We start from the raw sequence: 15,220 nt of genomic DNA, 5'->3' as shown, positions 1-15,220 counted from the left end.
GGCGATGGCGAAGAACATCCAGTCGCTTGAACGAGCGGCGGCGATGCTGCGACTGCTCGCGGGCGGCGAGCGCCGGCTCGGCCTCTCCGACATCGCCTCGTCCCTGGGCCTGGCCAAGGGCACGGCCCACGGCATCCTGCGGACCTTGCAGGCGGAGGGCTTCGTGGAGCAGGAGGCGGCCTCGGGCCGCTACCAGCTGGGGGCCGAGCTGCTGCGCCTGGGCAACAGCTACCTGGACGTGCACGAGCTGCGCGCGCGGGCGCTGGTCTGGACGGACGACCTGGCGCGCTCCAGCGGCGAGAGCGTCCATCTGGGCGTCCTGCACCAGCAGGGCGTGCTGATCGTGCACCACGTCTTCCGACCGGACGACAGCCGGCAGGTCCTGGAGGTGGGGGCCATGCAGCCGCTGCACTCCACGGCCCTGGGCAAGGTGCTGTCGGCGTACGACCCGGTGGCACACAGCGAGGTCCTGGAGGTGCCGCGCGAGGGGTTCACGCCGCGTACGGTCACCGACCTGACGGAGTTCGAGTCGCTCCTCGACCTGACCCGCGCCAAGGGCTGGGCGGCGGACGTGGAGGAGACCTGGGAGGGCGTGGCCTCGGTGGCCGCGCCGATCCACGACCGGCGCCGGATGCCGGTGGGCGCGATCGCCATCACCGGAGCGGTGGAGCGGGTCTGCGCGGACGGCGAGCTGCGCCCCGAGCTGGTCGCGGCGGTACGGGACTGCGCCCGCGCGGTCTCCCGCGACCTGGGCGCCCGGCGCTTCTGAGCCACGGCGCGGGGCCGCGCCCGCGCCGAAGTGCCTGATCAACCCGTCGGTAACGATCCCGTTATCGGCGGTTTTTTCGTTCCCGCAACCCTTGACGCGCTGTTAACCCGAGGGCAAAACTTCCGTGCATCGGTCGGCATTGCCGAACACCTACCGGCAATACGCGCTAGAGTGTGGCAGTGCCAAGGGCCGGCAACGCCCTCATCGGAGGGCGCGGACCACCGGAGGGACCCGGGGTTCGCCTTCCCCTGGACGAAGGACAAAGGAGTCGCGGGTGTCCAGCTCCGACATCTTCATCGGCGAGACCATCGGTACCGCCGTACTCATCCTGCTGGGCGGCGGCGTCTGCGCCGCCGTCACGCTCAAGGCCTCCAAGGCCCGCAACGCGGGCTGGCTCGCGATCACCTTCGGGTGGGGCTTCGCGGTCATGACCGCCGTCTACATGACGGCTTCCCTCTCGGGCGCCCATCTGAACCCCGCCGTCACGGTCGGCATAGCGATCAAGGACGGGGACTGGAGCAACGTCCCCGTGTACTTCGCGGGCCAGATGCTCGGCGCGATGATCGGTGCCGCACTGGTCTGGCTGGCCTACTACGGCCAGTTCCAGGCGCATCTGACGGATCCGGAGATCATCTCCGAGCCGCGCGAGGAGGGCATGGTCGACCAGAAGTCCGCACCGAAGGCCGGCCCGGTGCTCGGGGTCTTCTCCACCGGCCCCGAGGTCCGTGTCGTCTGGCAGAACCTGGTCACCGAGATCATCGGCACGGTCGTGCTGGTCCTCGCGGTGCTGACGCAGGGCCTCAACGACAGCGGCAAGGGCCTGGGCGTCATCGGCGCCCTGATCACGGCCTTCGTCGTGGTCTCCGTCGGCCTCTCGCTCGGCGGCCCGACCGGCTACGCCATCAACCCGGCCCGAGACCTCGGTCCGCGTATCGTGCACGCCCTGCTGCCGCTGCCGAACAAGGGCGGCTCCGACTGGAGCTACGCCTGGATCCCGGTCGTCGGTCCACTGATCGGTGGCGCCCTCGCCGCGGGTATCTACACCATCGCGTTCGCCTGAGCCGTCCTTCTTCCAGACTTCCCCAGGAGCACACCGTGACCGACGCACACACCGCCGGCCCGTTCATCGCCGCCATCGACCAGGGCACCACCTCCAGCCGCTGCATCGTCTTCGACAAGGACGGCCGGATCGTCTCCGTCGACCAGAAGGAGCACGAGCAGATCTTCCCGAAGCCCGGCTGGGTCGAGCACGACGCCGCCGAGATCTGGACCAACGTCCAGGAAGTGGTCGCCGGGGCGATCTCGAAGGCCGGCATCACCGCCGCGGACGTCAAGGCCGTCGGCATCACCAACCAGCGCGAGACCACGCTGCTCTGGGACCGGAACACCGGTGAGCCCGTCCACAACGCGCTCGTCTGGCAGGACACCCGTACCGACGCGCTGTGCAGGGAGCTGGGCCGCAACGTCGGCCAGGACCGCTTCCGCCGCGAGACCGGCCTCCCCCTCGCCTCGTACTTCTCCGGCCCGAAGGTCCGCTGGCTGCTCGACAACGTCGAGGGCCTGCGCGAGCGCGCCGAGCGCGGCGAGATCCTCTTCGGCACGATGGACTCCTGGCTCATCTGGAACCTCACCGGCGGCGTCGAGGGCGGCCGGCACGTCACCGACGTCACCAACGCCTCGCGCACCATGCTGATGAACCTGCACGACATGGCGTGGGACGACCGCATCGTGCAGTCGATGAACATCCCTGCCGCCATGCTGCCGGAGATCCGCTCCTCCGCCGAGGTGTACGGCACGGTCAAGGACGGCGCCCTGAGCGGCGTCCCGGTCGCCTCCGCGCTGGGCGACCAGCAGGCCGCCCTGTTCGGCCAGACGTGTTTCGCCGAGGGCGAGGCGAAGTCGACGTACGGCACCGGCACCTTCATGCTGATGAACACCAGCGACAAGATCATCAACTCCTACAGCGGCCTGCTGACCACGGTCGGCTACCAGATCGGCGACCAGAAGCCGGTCTACGCGCTGGAGGGCTCGATCGCCGTCACCGGTTCGCTGGTGCAGTGGATGCGCGACCAGATGGGCCTGATCAAGTCCGCCGCCGAGATCGAGACCCTCGCGTCCTCGGTCGAGGACAACGGCGGCACCTACTTCGTGCCCGCCTTCTCCGGCCTGTTCGCCCCGTACTGGCGCTCCGACGCCCGCGGTGTGATCGCCGGCCTCACCCGGTACGTCACCAAGGCGCACATCGCGCGCGCCGTCCTGGAGGCCACCGCCTGGCAGACCCGCGAGATCACCGACGCCATGACGAAGGACTCCGGCGTCGAGCTGACCGCGCTCAAGGTCGACGGCGGCATGACCTCCAACAACCTGCTGATGCAGACCCTCTCGGACTTCCTCGACGCGCCGGTCGTGCGCCCGATGGTCGCCGAGACCACCTGCCTCGGTGCCGCCTACGCCGCCGGCCTGGCCGTCGGCTTCTGGCCCGACACCGACGCCCTGCGCGCCAACTGGCGCCGCGCGGCGGAATGGACCCCTCGCATGGACGCCGACAAGCGTGAGCGCGAGTACAAGAGCTGGCTCAAGGCCGTCGAGCGGACCATGGGCTGGATCGAGGACGAGGAGTAGATCGACATGACCACCCTGCAGAGCGTCCCTGCCCTGGGGACGCGCCCGGCTGCCGGTTCCCTGCCGAGCCGCGCCGAGACTCGGGAGCAGCTTTCCAAGGCGACGTACGACCTCCTGGTGATCGGCGGTGGCATCCTGGGCATATCCACGGCCTGGCACGCCGCGCAGTCGGGCCTGCGGGTGGCCCTGGTGGACGCCGGCGACTTCGCCGGCGCCACCTCCTCCGCTTCCTCCAAGCTGCTCCACGGGGGCTTGCGCTACCTCCAGACCGGAGCGGTCAAGCTGGTGGCGGAGAACCACTTCGAGCGCCGTGCGGTCTCCCGCCAGGTGGCCCCGCACCTCGCCAACCCGCTCACCTTCTACCTGCCCGTCTACAAGGGCGGCCCGCACGGCGCGGCCAAGCTGGGCGCCGGTGTCTTCGCGTACAGCGCGCTGTCCGCCTTCGGTGACGGCGTCGGACACCTGCTCAGCCCGGCCAAGGCCGCGCAGGACGTGCCGGAGCTGCGGACGGACAACCTGAAGGCCGTCGCCGTCTACGGCGACGACCAGATGAACGACGCCCGCATGGCGCTGATGACGGTCCGCGCCGCGGTCGCCGCCGGCGCCGTCGTCCTCAACCACGCCGAGGTCACCGGGCTGCGCTTCACCCGCGGCCGGGTCACCGGCGCGGAGCTGAAGGACCGGACGAGCGGCGAGGAGTTCGGCGTCACCGCCCGTCTGGTGCTGAACGCGACCGGCCCCTGGGTCGACCACCTGCGGAAGATGGAGGACCCGAACGCGGCGCCCTCCATCCGGCTCTCCAAGGGCGCGCACCTGGTCCTGAAGCGGACCTCGCCGTGGAAGGCAGCGCTGGCGACCCCGATCGACAAGTACCGCATCACCTTCGCCCTCCCCTGGGAGGACATGCTGCTGCTCGGCACCACCGACGAGGAGTACGAGGGCGACCCGGGCGAGGTCGGGGTGACCGAGAAGGACACCGCCCAGATCCTCGACGAGGCCGCGTTCTCCATCCGCGACCAGCAGCTGTCGCGCGATCTGATCACGTACTCCTTCGCGGGTCTGCGGGTGCTGCCGGGCGGCCCCGGCGACACCTCCAAGGCCAAGCGCGAGACGGTCGTCACCGAGGGCCGCGGCGGCATGCTGTCGGTGGCCGGCGGCAAGTGGACGACCTTCCGCCACATCGGCCGTACGGTCATGAAGAAGCTGGAGTCCCTGCCGGGCCACCCGCTGGGCGAGGACTACGAATCCGTCTCGACGCTGCCGAAGCGGCTCCCGCTGCCCGGCATCGCCAACCCGGACGCGGTCGTGCACCGGCTGCTCGTCGACGGACCGGCCCCCGGCCCGCGGATGGCCGCCGACACCGCCAAGCACCTGGCGACGCACTACGGTTCGCTCTCCTTCGACATCGCGCGGATGGCGAACGAGAACCCGGAGCTGGCCGAGCGCGTCCACCCCGACGCGCCGGAGATCTGGGCGCAGGTCGCCTACGCCCGGGACCACGAGTGGGCCGAGACGGCGGACGACGTGCTGCGCCGCCGTACGACCCTGACCATCCGGGGCCTGGCGACGGACGAGATCCGCGGCAAGGTCGAGTCCATGCTGCGCAAGTGACGGACTGAGATACGGATGTAAGGGGCGGCCTCCCGGGAGGCCGCCCCTTACGCGTCCGTGTGCCGAGGGGCGTTCCTGGGTAGTCGATCAAGGCCGCGAATGGCGCTCGGTGGTGCACGAGGGCTGCGGACGGGCCCCTGGAAAGCCGTAAGGTTGGTCCGTACGAGAGGTACGACAGGAACGTCGAAAAGGAGGCACTGGGTGATCGAGCTCGAGGGGGTTCCCGAGCTGATCGACCCGGTCATGGTGGCCGCGTTCGAGGGCTGGAACGACGCCGGCGACGCCGCCTCCACCGCGGTCGCCCATCTGGACCGGGAATGGAAGGGCGAGGTGTTCGCGGCGCTGGACGCCGAGGACTACTACGACTTCCAGGTCAACCGGCCGACGGTCTGGCTGGACAACGGTGTCCGGAAGATCACCTGGCCGACGACCAGGCTCTCCGTGGTCCGGGTCGGCGGCGAGAAGCCGCGCGACCTGGTGCTGGTGCGCGGGATCGAGCCGTCGATGCGCTGGCGCTCGTTCTGCAACGAGATCCTGGGCTTCGCCCATGAGCTGGGCGTGGAGATGGTGGTGATCCTGGGCGCGCTGCTCGGCGACACCCCGCACACCCGGCCCGTCCCGGTCAGCGGGGTCACCTCCGACCCGGACCTGGCGCGGACGATGGACCTGGAGGAGACCCGCTACGAAGGGCCCACCGGCATCGTCGGGATCCTCCAGGAGGCGTGCACCCACGCGGGCGTGCCCGCGGTCAGCCTGTGGGCGGCCGTGCCGCACTACGTCTCGCAGCCGCCCAACCCGAAGGCGACCCTGGCCCTCCTGAACCGGCTCGAGGACCTGATCGACCTGCGCATCCCGCTGGGCGAACTGCCCGAGGACGCGCGGGCCTGGCAGCTGGGCGTGGACCAACTGGCCTCCGAGGACAGCGAGGTGGCGGAGTACGTCCAGACGCTGGAGGAGGCGCGGGACACCGCCGAACTGCCGGAGGCCTCGGGCGAGGCCATCGCCCGGGAGTTCGAGCGCTATCTACGGCGACGCGACGGCGGTCCCGGCCAGGGGCCGGGGCCCGGACCCGGACCGGGTCAGGGGCCGGGGGTCGCCACGGAGGGCGGGGACACCTCGTACCTGCGGGAGACCGGCGGCGGCAGGACCCGCCCCCCGAAGCCGGAGCAGCCGGGCCCGGAGTCGCTCCCGGAGACCGCGGAGGCTTCGGAGGCTTCGGGCGCCGCGGGGGCTTCGGGCGCCCCGAAGTCCGCGGGCCCCCCGGAGGCTTCGGACACCCCGGAAGCCGCGGACAACCCCGAGGCCGCTGACCCCCCGGAAGCCTCGGACACTCCCCAGGCCGCTGACACCCCGGGCACCTCGGGCAGACCCGAAGAGCCGGACACACCCGAAGGGCCGGAGGCGCCGGACGCGCCAGAGGCGTCCGGGTCCCCCGAGTCCCCCGAGTCCCCCGAGGCGTCCGGGTCCCCGGAGGCCCCGGGCGCTCCCGGGGCGCCTCGGGGCGACGAGGGTTCCGAGGGCCGCGACGGCAGGGACTGAGCCGTAGCGGATCGAGCCGTACGAGAGGGGCCGCACCGATCACGGTGCGGCCCCTCTCCCCGTTTCCGGGCCGGCCGGGTCAGGCGCAGGCGAAGCGGGCGGCGGCCCAGTCCCCGTGGTCACCGCTCTTGGAACCGTTGGTGTCGGTGATCCGCAGCCGGACGTGGCGGGCGCCGGTGACGTCCACGTCGACCGGAAGCGTCGCCGAGGCCCCGGTCAGCTTCGGCGAGGTCCACAGCACCTTGCCGTCGGCCTCGACCGAGAAGGCCACCTCCCCATAGCCGTTGATCTCGTCGTCGATGCCGACGTCGGCGGTGAACGCGGTGCAGCGGCCGCCGAGGTAGACCTCGATGTCGGAGTCGGCGTGGGCGCCGATGCCCTTGTCGTAGGTCGTCCCCGCCAGGGTCAGGGGCCGGCCGTCGCTCGCGCCCGACTCGCCGTTCGAGCGGTCGCGTTCGGGCGGCCCCCAGCCGTTGGTGGACGTCAGCCAGGTCAGGTCGCTCGCCCAGACTCCGGTGGACGGGGGTTCGGGCATCACCCCGACGGCGAAGCGCTGCACGGCGGTGCGGTCCTCGTACGCGGCGCGGTGGCGGACCGTCGCGGTGAGCGTCACCTCCCCCGGCTCGGCCGTCCTCGCGGGGGTGACGGCGACCTCGACCCGGCGCGTGGTGCCGGCCGGGATCCGCCCGATCGGGGCGGCCGGGGTGACCTGCCAGCCGGCCGGGGCCACGAGCGACACCTCGACGCCGGTGGCGTCCCTGGTGCCCGCGGTGACGTCGACGGCGACGGTGCCGGGCGCGCCCGCGCCCAGCTCGTGACCGGTCGGGACGGCGACCGTGGCGGCGGCGCCCGGGACGGCTCCGCCGACCGCGCTGGTGTCCTCCAGCTCGAGGGTGAAGGCGCGGTCGGTGCGCTGGGCGGCCGTCTTGACCTTCACCACTCCCCCGCGGTCGTCGCGGTCGTACCACCAGCCCTGGCCGGCGGCCTCGTAGGCGGCCTTGGAGGTGAGGCGCGGCAGTGCGCGCCCGCCGAGCGTGACCTCGCTCGGGGCGTCGCCGGTGTGGACCGTGAACTGGTAGGGCCGGGCGGCGGACTTGCCCGTGAAGGAGCCCTTGCTCGCGCCGATCCGTACCGTCACGTCACCCGCGCCCCGCTGCGGCGCGCGGACCTCCGCGGTCTGGGTGGCGTACTGGCCGGTGCGGTGGGCGCGGGTGACGCCGTCGTCCTCGTACAGCTCGAAGGACGAACTGCCCTGCGGGTAGATGTCCCAGGCGAGCGGGGAGTCCGGGGTGCGGTCGCTGTACGAGCGGATGCCGCCGGGCCACATCGGGACGGTGGCGCCTGCCCGGACGAAGAGCGGCAGGGTGTCGAGCGGGGCGCTGTAGTCGTCGACGGTGACCGGGCCCTGGTAGGTGCGGCCGGTCCAGTAGTCGATCCAGGTGCCCGCGGGGAGGTAGATGCCGTCGCGCTCCACCGCGTCCTGGTAGACGGGGGCGACGAGGAAGTCCTCGCCGCTGAGGAACTCGTACTTCGCCGAGTCCGAGGCTGCCTTCGGGTCGTTCGGGTACTCCAGGACCAGCGGCCTGGCGAGGCCGACACCGGTCGTGGTGGCACGGTGGGCGTGCGAGTAGATGTAGGGCAGCAGCGACTCGTGGAGCTTGAGGTAGTCGCGGTTGACGGAGGTGTACGGCTCGCCGTAGCGGAAGGGCTGCTTGTCGTTGGCCGCCCAGCCGTCCATGGTCATCGTGACCGGCAGGAACATCTTCCACTGGAGATCACGGGTGTACGTCTTCGCGCTGCCGCCGAAGATGCCGTCCACGTCACCGGTGGTGTACGCGAGTCCGGACATCGACGCGCCCGCGTAGGTGGGGATCTGCCAGCGGATGTACTCCCAGGTGCCCGACTGGTCGCCGGACCACTGGACGCCGCAGCGTTGCGCGCCGGACCAGCTCTCGGGCGCCCAGGTGAAGCCGCGGGCGTCGCTGTGCGCCTCGATGCCGGCGTAGGCGTCCTTGCAGCCGTCGAGGGCGAACTTGTAGCCGGAGCCGACCCAGGCGACGTCGAGCTTGGCGACCCGCTGGCCGGCCTTGACCTGCTCTTCGAGCGTGTCGATGCCGTCCTCGGTCCACAGCCCGAGCTGCATGCCGCGCTGCTGGAGCCCCTGCGCGGTCTCGGCGAGGTTCTCGTAGCCGCAGCCGTAGCCGTCGTTGACGAGCATCCAGCCGTTGGGCATGTCGTTCTGGACGTAGCCGTCGGCGACCTTCAGGGCGTCCAGCGTGTGGCGCTCGCCCCGGTTGGCGTTGTGGAGGTAGCAGTCGGCGTCGCCGATCTCCAGTCCGTAGACGGGCGGCAGGAACGGTTTTCCGGTCAGGTTCGTGTACTCGCCGATGACGTCCTTGAGCGCGTCGGAGCCGGAGCCGGCGAAGTAGTAGGCGTCGAAGCGCTGTTCGCGGGCGCTGGTGGTGACCGGCTCACCGAAGACGTAGGTGTTCGGCGCGTAGGTGTTGCGGTAGACGCCGTAGCCGGCCGAGGAGAGGTAGAACGGCACGGAGTTGGGGTGACCGCCGTCGTCCCAGTTGTAGTCGACGCCGACCTCGACGGTCTTGCCGCGGTGCGAGGTGTTGCCGCGTCCGTTCTGCATGCCGGCGCCGTAGAACTGCTCGTCGGCGCCGCGGGCCAGGGTCTGGGTGGTGCGCTCCTGGCTCCAACTGAGGCCGGTGGTCTCGGACCAGAGCTGCGTGCCGTCGGCGCGGAGCGCGGCGAAGCGCAGCGGCGACTTGTAGGCGCGCAGGGTCACCTTCGCGGTGGTGAGTTCGTAGCGGTCGCCGCGGTCGCGCCAGCGGGTGCGGGGCGGGGCTCCCTGCGGCTGGACGATGTCCCGCCCGGTCGGGTCGGTGAACCGGCCGTCGGGGGCCAGTTCGATCCGGAAGGTCTCGTCGGTGACGAAGCTGACGCGGGCCTGGGCGGTACCGGCGGTCAGCCGGTAGACGGCGCCGTCGGCCTCGAAGCCGGTGAGATCCCCGACGGTGGTCGGTGCGGGCTCGGCGCCGGTCGGTGGGGGCTCGGCGGACTGGGCGCTGCCCGGCCCCGCGAACACCGCGAGAAGCCCGAGCACGGCGCCGGCGAATGCAGCCTTCATGCGCAATGTTGATTGCATGGACGGTATTTAGCGCAGAATCGAGCAACAGGGCTAGGACAAAAGGGAACCGCCCCCGGACTTCGTGAGAAGTCCGGGGGCGGTTGCCGACGAGTGGGTCGTCCGGGGCGGGGCTACAGGGCCACCCCGAGCAGGGCGTCCACGGCGCGGGAGACGAGGCCGGGCGCGGACTCGTCCGTACCGCCCTCGGCGTGCTGCCGCTCGGCCCACCGGTCGACCGCGACGAGCGCGGCCGGCGCGTCGAGGTCGTCGGCGAGCGCCTCGCGGACCTCCTCGACCAGGGCGTCGGCGGAGGGACCGTCGGGACGGGAGACGGCGGCGCGCCACCGGCCCAGGCGGTCCAGGGCGTCCTGGAGGACCTGGTCGGTCCACTCCCAGTCGGCGCGGTAGTGGTGCGAGAGGAGCGAGAGACGGATGGCGGCCGGGTCGACGCCCTGGCGGCGGAGCGCGGAGACGAAGACCAGGTTGCCCTTGGACTTGGACATCTTCTCGCCGTCCAGGGCGACCATGCCGGCGTGCACGTACGCCTTGGCCATGGGGAACTCGCCGGTGAGCGCCTGGGCGTGGGAGGCGCCCATCTCGTGGTGCGGGAAGATCAGGTCGGAGCCGCCGCCCTGGACGTCGAAGCCCATGCCCAGGTGGTCGAGGGCGATGGCGACGCACTCGATGTGCCAGCCGGGACGGCCACGACCGAGGCTGCCGCCCTCCCAGCTCGGCTCGCCCTCACGGGCCGCCATCCACAGCATCGGGTCGAGCGCGTTCTTCTTGCCCGGGCGGTCCGGGTCGCCGCCGCGCTCGGCGGAGAGGTGGCGCATCAGCTCGGTGTCGTAGTTCGACACCGAGCCGAAGTGCGGGTCGGACTCGACGGAGAAGTAGATGTCGCCGTCGAGTTCGTAGGCGGCGCCGGAGTCCCGCAGCCGCTCGACGAGCGGCACGATGCCCGGTATGGCCTCGACCGCGCCGATGTAGTGCTGCGGCGGCAGCATCCGCAGGGCGGTCATGTCCTCGCGGAAGAGGGCCGTCTCGCGCTCGGCGAGGCCGACCCAGTCGACGCCGTCCCGGATCGCCCGCTCCAGGAGCGGATCGTCGACGTCGGTGACGTTCTGGACGTAGTGAACCTGCCGCTTGGTGTCGAGCCACACGCGCTGAACGAGGTCGAACGCGTTGTAGGTCGCCGCGTGACCGAGGTGGGTCGCGTCGTACGGCGTGATGCCGCAGACGTAGATACGGGCGACGGGGCCGGGGGCGAGGGTCACTCGTCCACCGGTCGCGGTGTCGTGGATCCGGAGGTCGCGGCCCTTGCCGGGCAGGGCGGGGACCTCAGAAGCGGGCCAGGCATGCATGACCTGAGCGTAACCGGACACCCGTTCCCGAAACGAACCGGATCCGGATCTTGGCCGACGAGGCGCTCTTGCAGCTCGGGGCCGGTTCGTGCATTCCCCCCGGGGGTACGGCCCCTCCTTGCCGAAATGGCCGAATCCGAGCGGTCAGACCGGCGGCCAGGGGATCGCCGGCCACTGGCCGGAAGGCTCGGGGTGACGGCCGCCGGTCCGCAGGGCCGTGACGCGACCGCGCAGGGCGTCCACCTCGGCGGCCGTGAGCAGCTCGGCCAGTCGGGTGGTGAGCGGGCCCTCGGGAGCCAGGAAGGCGTCGAGCCGGGTCAGGACGTCGGCCGCCTCGGCGGGCAGCTCCTCGCCGGCCCAGCCCCACAGCAGCGTGCGCAGCTTGTCGTCGACGTGGAAGGTCACGCCGTGATCGATCCCGTAGAGCCGTCCGTCCGGCGCGGGCAGCAGGTGGCCGCCCTTGCGGTCGCCGTTGTTGATGACGGCGTCCAGGACGGCGAGCCGGCGCAGTTCGGGGCGGTCGGCGTGGACGAGCAGGGCGGTGCGGTCCTCGCCCACCTGGGCGGGTCCGACGGCCTTCCAGCCCTCCCCCGCCTCCTCGTCCTCGGTGAGGGCGAGCAGGCTCGCCCCGGGATCGGCCTCGATCCACAGCTGGACCATGCCCTCGCCGTACGGGCCGTCGCGCAGCACGGTCGGCGGTACGAGGCCCCAGCCGGTGGCCTCGGAGAGCTCGTAGGCCGCGACCTCGCGCTGGGCGAGGGTGCCGTCGGGGAAGTCCCAGAGCGGCCGCTCGCCGGCGACCGGCTTGTAGACGCAGTCGGCGGTGGCGCCGTCGAGGGTGACGGAGCAGACGAGCACCGCGTTCGACGCCTCACGAACCTGACCGCGCACGGTCAGTTCGCCCTTGGTGAGCAGGTCGACGACCGCCCGGCTGTCGGGACCGCTCATGCTCCGCGTCGGTATCCGTTCTGGCGGGGGCAGACATGGCCCTCGGGGTCGAGCGGCAGGCTGCACAGCGGGCACGGCGGGCGGCCGGCGTTGACCACGTCCAGGGCGCGCTTGGCGAAGGCCCTGGCCTGCGCCCCGGAGAGCCGGACGCGCAGCATCGGCGGCCCGTTCTCCTCGTCCTGGAGCAGCCGCTCCTCGGCGGCCGCGAGGTCCTCCTCGGACTCGGCGTCGAGTTCGACCAGCGCCTGCGCCTCGACGATCATGCGCTGCTCCTCGCCGTCCCAGGCGAGCGCCATGGTGCCGACCCGGAACTCCTCCTCGACGGGCACGTCGAGCGGAGCGGTGTCGGCGATGTCGGTGGGCGCCATGGCCGGGACGGGCGCGTTGCCGCCGGTGCGGCGGACGACCTCGTCCAGGAGTTCGTCGATGCGTTCGGCGAGTGCGGCGACCTGGGTCTTCTCCAGGGCCACGCTGGTGACCCGGCCGGCCGCGGAGGCCTGCAGGAAGAACGTACGGCGGCCAGGCAGCCCGACCGTACCGGCCACGAAACGCTCCGGTGGGTCGTAGAGGAACACCTGACGGGACACGTCCCTGACTCCCTTGGGTCTCGGCAGTGATGGAGGCCCGCGCTACAGCGGCCCGTCCACCCTACTGCGCGGATGGATCACGGTGCGCCCGCACCGCCCCCTACCTCGGCCGCCCCGTTCGGTTCGGCGCTCTCCCGGGGGGCGAGCGCGGCGAAGTCGCCGGTGTCGCCGAGCCGTACGAGGAAGGGCCGCATCCGGGTGTAGCGGATGGCGGTGACGGAGCAGGGGTCGACGTGGATGCGCTGGAAGAGGTCCAGGTGCATGCCGAGCGCGTCGGCGACGATCGACTTGATGATGTCGCCGTGCGAGCACATGACGTAGACGGCGTCCTCGCCGTGTTCGGCCTCCACGCGCGCGTTCCAGTCCCGTACGGCGTCGACGGCCCGGGCCTGCATGGCGCGCATCGACTCGCCGCCGGGGAAGGCGGCGGAGGAGGCGTGGCCCTGGACGACCTGCATGAGGGGTTCGTCGGCCAGTTCGGCGAGCTTGCGGCCGGACCAGTCGCCGTAGTCGCACTCGCTGATCCGCTCCTCGGTGTGCAGCGGCAGGTCGGGCCGGGCGGCCAGGAGCGGCCGCAGGGTCTCGCGGCAGCGCTGGAGCGGGCTGCTGACGGCGGCGGCGAGCGGCACCCCGGCCAGGCGGTCGGGCAGGGCGGCGGCCTGGGCGTGCCCGCGTTCGTCGAGGGCGATCCCGGGCAGACGACCGGCGAGGACGCCGGAGGTGTTGGCGGTGGAGCGTCCGTGCCGGACGAGGAGAAGCGTGGCCATGGCGGCAAGGGTAGGCGGTGCACGCGCGTGCGTGCGGCGCGTCGGGAAGGGAGAATGCGGCGCGTGATCGTGGACTCTGCCATCTACCGGGACGGGCGCCGCACCAAGGGGCCCGCCGACCTGTCCGACGCCCTGGCGGAGGCGCGGGCGGCCGGGAACGCCTTCCTCTGGGTCGGGCTGCACGAGCCGACGGAGGCGGAGTTCGACCACGTCTCGGCCGAGTTCGCGCTGCATCCGCTGGCCGTCGAGGACGCCCTGAAGGCCCATCAGCGGCCCAAGCTGGAGATCTACGACGACTCGCTCTTCGTCGTCCTCAAGCCGGTGGTGTACGAGCCGGAGAGCGACCGGGTCACCTCGGACGAGGTGATGCTGTTCGTGGGCGATTCGTTCGTGGTGACGGTCCGGCACGGCGAGGGGGCGCCGCTGGCGGCCGTACGGCGCCGTCTGGAGGCCGACCCCGAGGTCCTGCGGCACGGTCCGACGGCGGTGCTGTACGCGATCAGCGACGAGGTCGTGGACCACTACATCGACGTGGCCGGTGAACTCCAGGTCGACCTGGAGCAGCTGGAGGCGGACGTGTTCGCCCCGGTGGGCGTCAGCCCGTCGAACACGGCGGAGCGGATCTACACGGCCAAGCGGCAGGTCCTGGAGTTCCGGCGGGCCGGCGGGCCGCTCGCAGGGCCGATGGCCCGTCTCGCGGGCGGGGACGTGCCGTTCGTGCACGAGAGCGCGCGGCCCTTCTTCCGGGACGTCAGCGACCACCTGATCCGCGCCAACGAGCAGGTGGAGGGGCTGGACCGGCTGCTGTCGGACGTGCTGTCGGCGCATCTGGCGCAGATGGGGGTGCGGCAGAACGACGACATGCGGAAGATCTCGGCGTGGGCGGCCATGGCCGCGGTCCCCACGATGGTGGCGGGGATCTACGGCATGAACTTCGACCACATGCCGGAGCTGACCTGGACCTGGTCGTATCCGGCGGTGATCCTGCTGATGGCCGGCATCGAGATCGGCCTGTACCGGCTGTTCAAGCGCCGGGGGTGGCTGTAGCCCCCGGCGGGGCCACGTGCCCGGCGCTTCGGACGGCTCAGAAGGCGGGGGCCGGGGTCGCGGGCCCGCCCAGGGCGTCGCGGCGCTCCGGCATCTTCAGGTCGACCATCTTGTGCCAGCCGGCGAGGCGTTCGTACGCGTACATGCCGTTGATCCCGGCGGCGAGCGCGCCCGCCTTGGCCTTCGGCCACTTCAGGATGCGGCCCATGTGGCTCATCACGGCGAGGCTGACGTCGCGGTAGACCTTGATCTCGGCGAGCGCGGACTCACGCAGGGTGCGATGGATGAGCGGGCCGTGCCCGGCGTACGCGAGGCGCAGCAGCTCCTCGTGGCAGTACGCGAGGTGGTTCGCCTCGTCGTGGTCGATCATGTGGATCGCCTTGCCGAGCTCGGGGTGGTCCCCGAAGTACGTGACCAGCATGTCCATCTGGTCCGCGGCCCGCTGCTCGGTGACCCGGCTGTGCGCGAGGTAGACGATGATGTCGTCCTCGGTCAGCGGCTCGTCGCGGCGGAGCTTGTCGTGGGCGAGGCCGATGCCGCTCTGTTCGAGGAGCATCGTGTAGTCGGTCTCGGGCGGGACCGGTACGGCCGCCAGGCCGCGCTTCTTCAGCAACGCCTGGAAGATCCGGCCGTGCTTGTCCTCGTCGGCGCCGTGCCGGGTGATCTTGGGGGCGAGCTCCCGCATGCCGGGGGCGACGAGGGCAGCGATGCGCGCGTTCTCCCAGCCGCCCTGCGACTCGCCGCTGGCGGCGATGGAGCAGAACAGCTGGAAGGACTCGTCGTTGTCGATGATCTCCTGGAACAGGCCCTTGGCCGTGAGCATTGCAGCC

The 15,220-nt window shown here is 71.7% G+C and carries 12 protein-coding genes; 6 read left to right on the top strand and 6 right to left on the bottom strand.

Annotated features, from left to right (window positions below; genetic code table 11):
- The first annotated feature begins 4 nt into the window (after nucleotides 1-4).
- From ACIPPS_RS25355 to ACIPPS_RS25335, 5 genes are all read left to right on the top strand, one after another.
- The gene (locus ACIPPS_RS25355; RefSeq protein ID WP_401436840.1) at nucleotides 5-769 is read left to right on the top strand and encodes an IclR family transcriptional regulator; all 765 of its coding nucleotides are present in this window, start codon (nucleotides 5-7) and stop codon (nucleotides 767-769) included.
- Between the two features lie 274 nt (nucleotides 770-1,043).
- Complete coding sequence (locus ACIPPS_RS25350) at nucleotides 1,044-1,829, top strand: MIP/aquaporin family protein (RefSeq protein ID WP_401436226.1); 786 nt, start codon at nucleotides 1,044-1,046, stop codon at nucleotides 1,827-1,829.
- Nucleotides 1,830-1,864: 35 nt separating this feature from the next.
- Nucleotides 1,865-3,391, top strand: a complete 1,527-nt coding sequence (gene glpK, locus ACIPPS_RS25345) for a glycerol kinase GlpK (protein WP_401436224.1) — start codon at nucleotides 1,865-1,867, stop codon at nucleotides 3,389-3,391.
- A gap of 6 nt (nucleotides 3,392-3,397) precedes the next feature.
- Nucleotides 3,398-5,002: an FAD-dependent oxidoreductase gene (locus ACIPPS_RS25340; RefSeq protein ID WP_401436221.1), complete on the top strand. Its 1,605-nt coding sequence runs from the start codon at nucleotides 3,398-3,400 to the stop codon at nucleotides 5,000-5,002.
- Between the two features lie 201 nt (nucleotides 5,003-5,203).
- Complete coding sequence (locus ACIPPS_RS25335) at nucleotides 5,204-6,541, top strand: PAC2 family protein (protein ID WP_401436218.1); 1,338 nt, start codon at nucleotides 5,204-5,206, stop codon at nucleotides 6,539-6,541.
- A 79-nt stretch (nucleotides 6,542-6,620) separates the two neighbouring features.
- Here ACIPPS_RS25335 and ACIPPS_RS25330 read toward each other — a convergent pair whose 3' ends face one another.
- From ACIPPS_RS25330 to ACIPPS_RS25310, 5 genes are all read right to left on the bottom strand, one after another.
- The gene (locus ACIPPS_RS25330; RefSeq protein WP_401436215.1) at nucleotides 6,621-9,698 is read right to left on the bottom strand and encodes an NPCBM/NEW2 domain-containing protein; all 3,078 of its coding nucleotides are present in this window, start codon (nucleotides 9,696-9,698) and stop codon (nucleotides 6,621-6,623) included.
- 113 nt (nucleotides 9,699-9,811) lie between these two features.
- Nucleotides 9,812-11,041, bottom strand: a complete 1,230-nt coding sequence (mshC, locus tag ACIPPS_RS25325; protein ID WP_401436212.1) for a cysteine--1-D-myo-inosityl 2-amino-2-deoxy-alpha-D-glucopyranoside ligase — start codon at nucleotides 11,039-11,041, stop codon at nucleotides 9,812-9,814.
- A gap of 144 nt (nucleotides 11,042-11,185) precedes the next feature.
- Nucleotides 11,186-11,989 (bottom strand): SCO1664 family protein, encoded by an 804-nt coding sequence (locus tag ACIPPS_RS25320; RefSeq protein WP_401436209.1) that lies wholly within the window; start codon nucleotides 11,987-11,989, stop codon nucleotides 11,186-11,188.
- The gene (locus ACIPPS_RS25315; protein WP_401436206.1) at nucleotides 11,986-12,576 is read right to left on the bottom strand and encodes a DUF3090 domain-containing protein; all 591 of its coding nucleotides are present in this window, start codon (nucleotides 12,574-12,576) and stop codon (nucleotides 11,986-11,988) included. The genes ACIPPS_RS25320 and ACIPPS_RS25315 overlap by 4 nt, the downstream gene beginning before the upstream one ends.
- Nucleotides 12,577-12,653: 77 nt before the next feature.
- Entirely contained in the window at nucleotides 12,654-13,343 is a 690-nt protein-coding gene (locus ACIPPS_RS25310) for a histidine phosphatase family protein (RefSeq protein ID WP_401436204.1), read from the bottom strand.
- Nucleotides 13,344-13,397: 54 nt separating this feature from the next.
- Here ACIPPS_RS25310 and corA point away from each other — a divergent pair, with 54 nt between their 5' ends.
- On the top strand, nucleotides 13,398-14,390 hold the full coding sequence (corA, locus tag ACIPPS_RS25305) for a magnesium/cobalt transporter CorA (RefSeq protein ID WP_401436201.1): 993 nt from the start codon (nucleotides 13,398-13,400) through the stop codon (nucleotides 14,388-14,390).
- 37 nt (nucleotides 14,391-14,427) lie between these two features.
- Here the strand turns inward: corA and ACIPPS_RS25300 are convergent, their stop codons facing one another.
- Nucleotides 14,428-15,213, bottom strand: coding sequence for a ferritin-like domain-containing protein (locus tag ACIPPS_RS25300; RefSeq protein ID WP_401436198.1), 786 nt, complete (start codon nucleotides 15,211-15,213; stop codon nucleotides 14,428-14,430).
- Between the last annotated feature and the right edge of the window lie 7 nt (nucleotides 15,214-15,220).

It is taken from the genome of Streptomyces sp. NPDC090127 (genome assembly GCF_044746945.1).
Classification (GTDB): domain Bacteria; phylum Actinomycetota; class Actinomycetes; order Streptomycetales; family Streptomycetaceae; genus Streptomyces.
Note: the sequence above shows the minus strand (reverse complement) of the source record. Positions and strands in the feature narration are given on the sequence as shown.

What these genes read in the sequence shown, in the direction of transcription:
- ACIPPS_RS25355 (WP_401436840.1), top strand. Translation starts at nt 5, where the DNA reads ATGGCGAAGAACATCCAGTCGCTTGAACGAGCGGCGGCGATGCTGCGA.
- ACIPPS_RS25340 (WP_401436221.1), top strand. Translation starts at nt 3,398, where the DNA reads ATGACCACCCTGCAGAGCGTCCCTGCCCTGGGGACGCGCCCGGCTGCC.
- ACIPPS_RS25330 (WP_401436215.1), bottom strand. Translation starts at nt 9,698, where the DNA reads ATGCAATCAACATTGCGCATGAAGGCTGCATTCGCCGGCGCCGTGCTC.
- mshC (WP_401436212.1), bottom strand. Translation starts at nt 11,041, where the DNA reads ATGCATGCCTGGCCCGCTTCTGAGGTCCCCGCCCTGCCCGGCAAGGGC.
- ACIPPS_RS25320 (WP_401436209.1), bottom strand. Translation starts at nt 11,989, where the DNA reads ATGAGCGGTCCCGACAGCCGGGCGGTCGTCGACCTGCTCACCAAGGGC.
- ACIPPS_RS25310 (WP_401436204.1), bottom strand. Translation starts at nt 13,343, where the DNA reads ATGGCCACGCTTCTCCTCGTCCGGCACGGACGCTCCACCGCCAACACC.
- corA (WP_401436201.1), top strand. Translation starts at nt 13,398, where the DNA reads ATGCGGCGCGTGATCGTGGACTCTGCCATCTACCGGGACGGGCGCCGC.
- ACIPPS_RS25300 (WP_401436198.1), bottom strand. Translation starts at nt 15,213, where the DNA reads ATGCTCACGGCCAAGGGCCTGTTCCAGGAGATCATCGACAACGACGAG.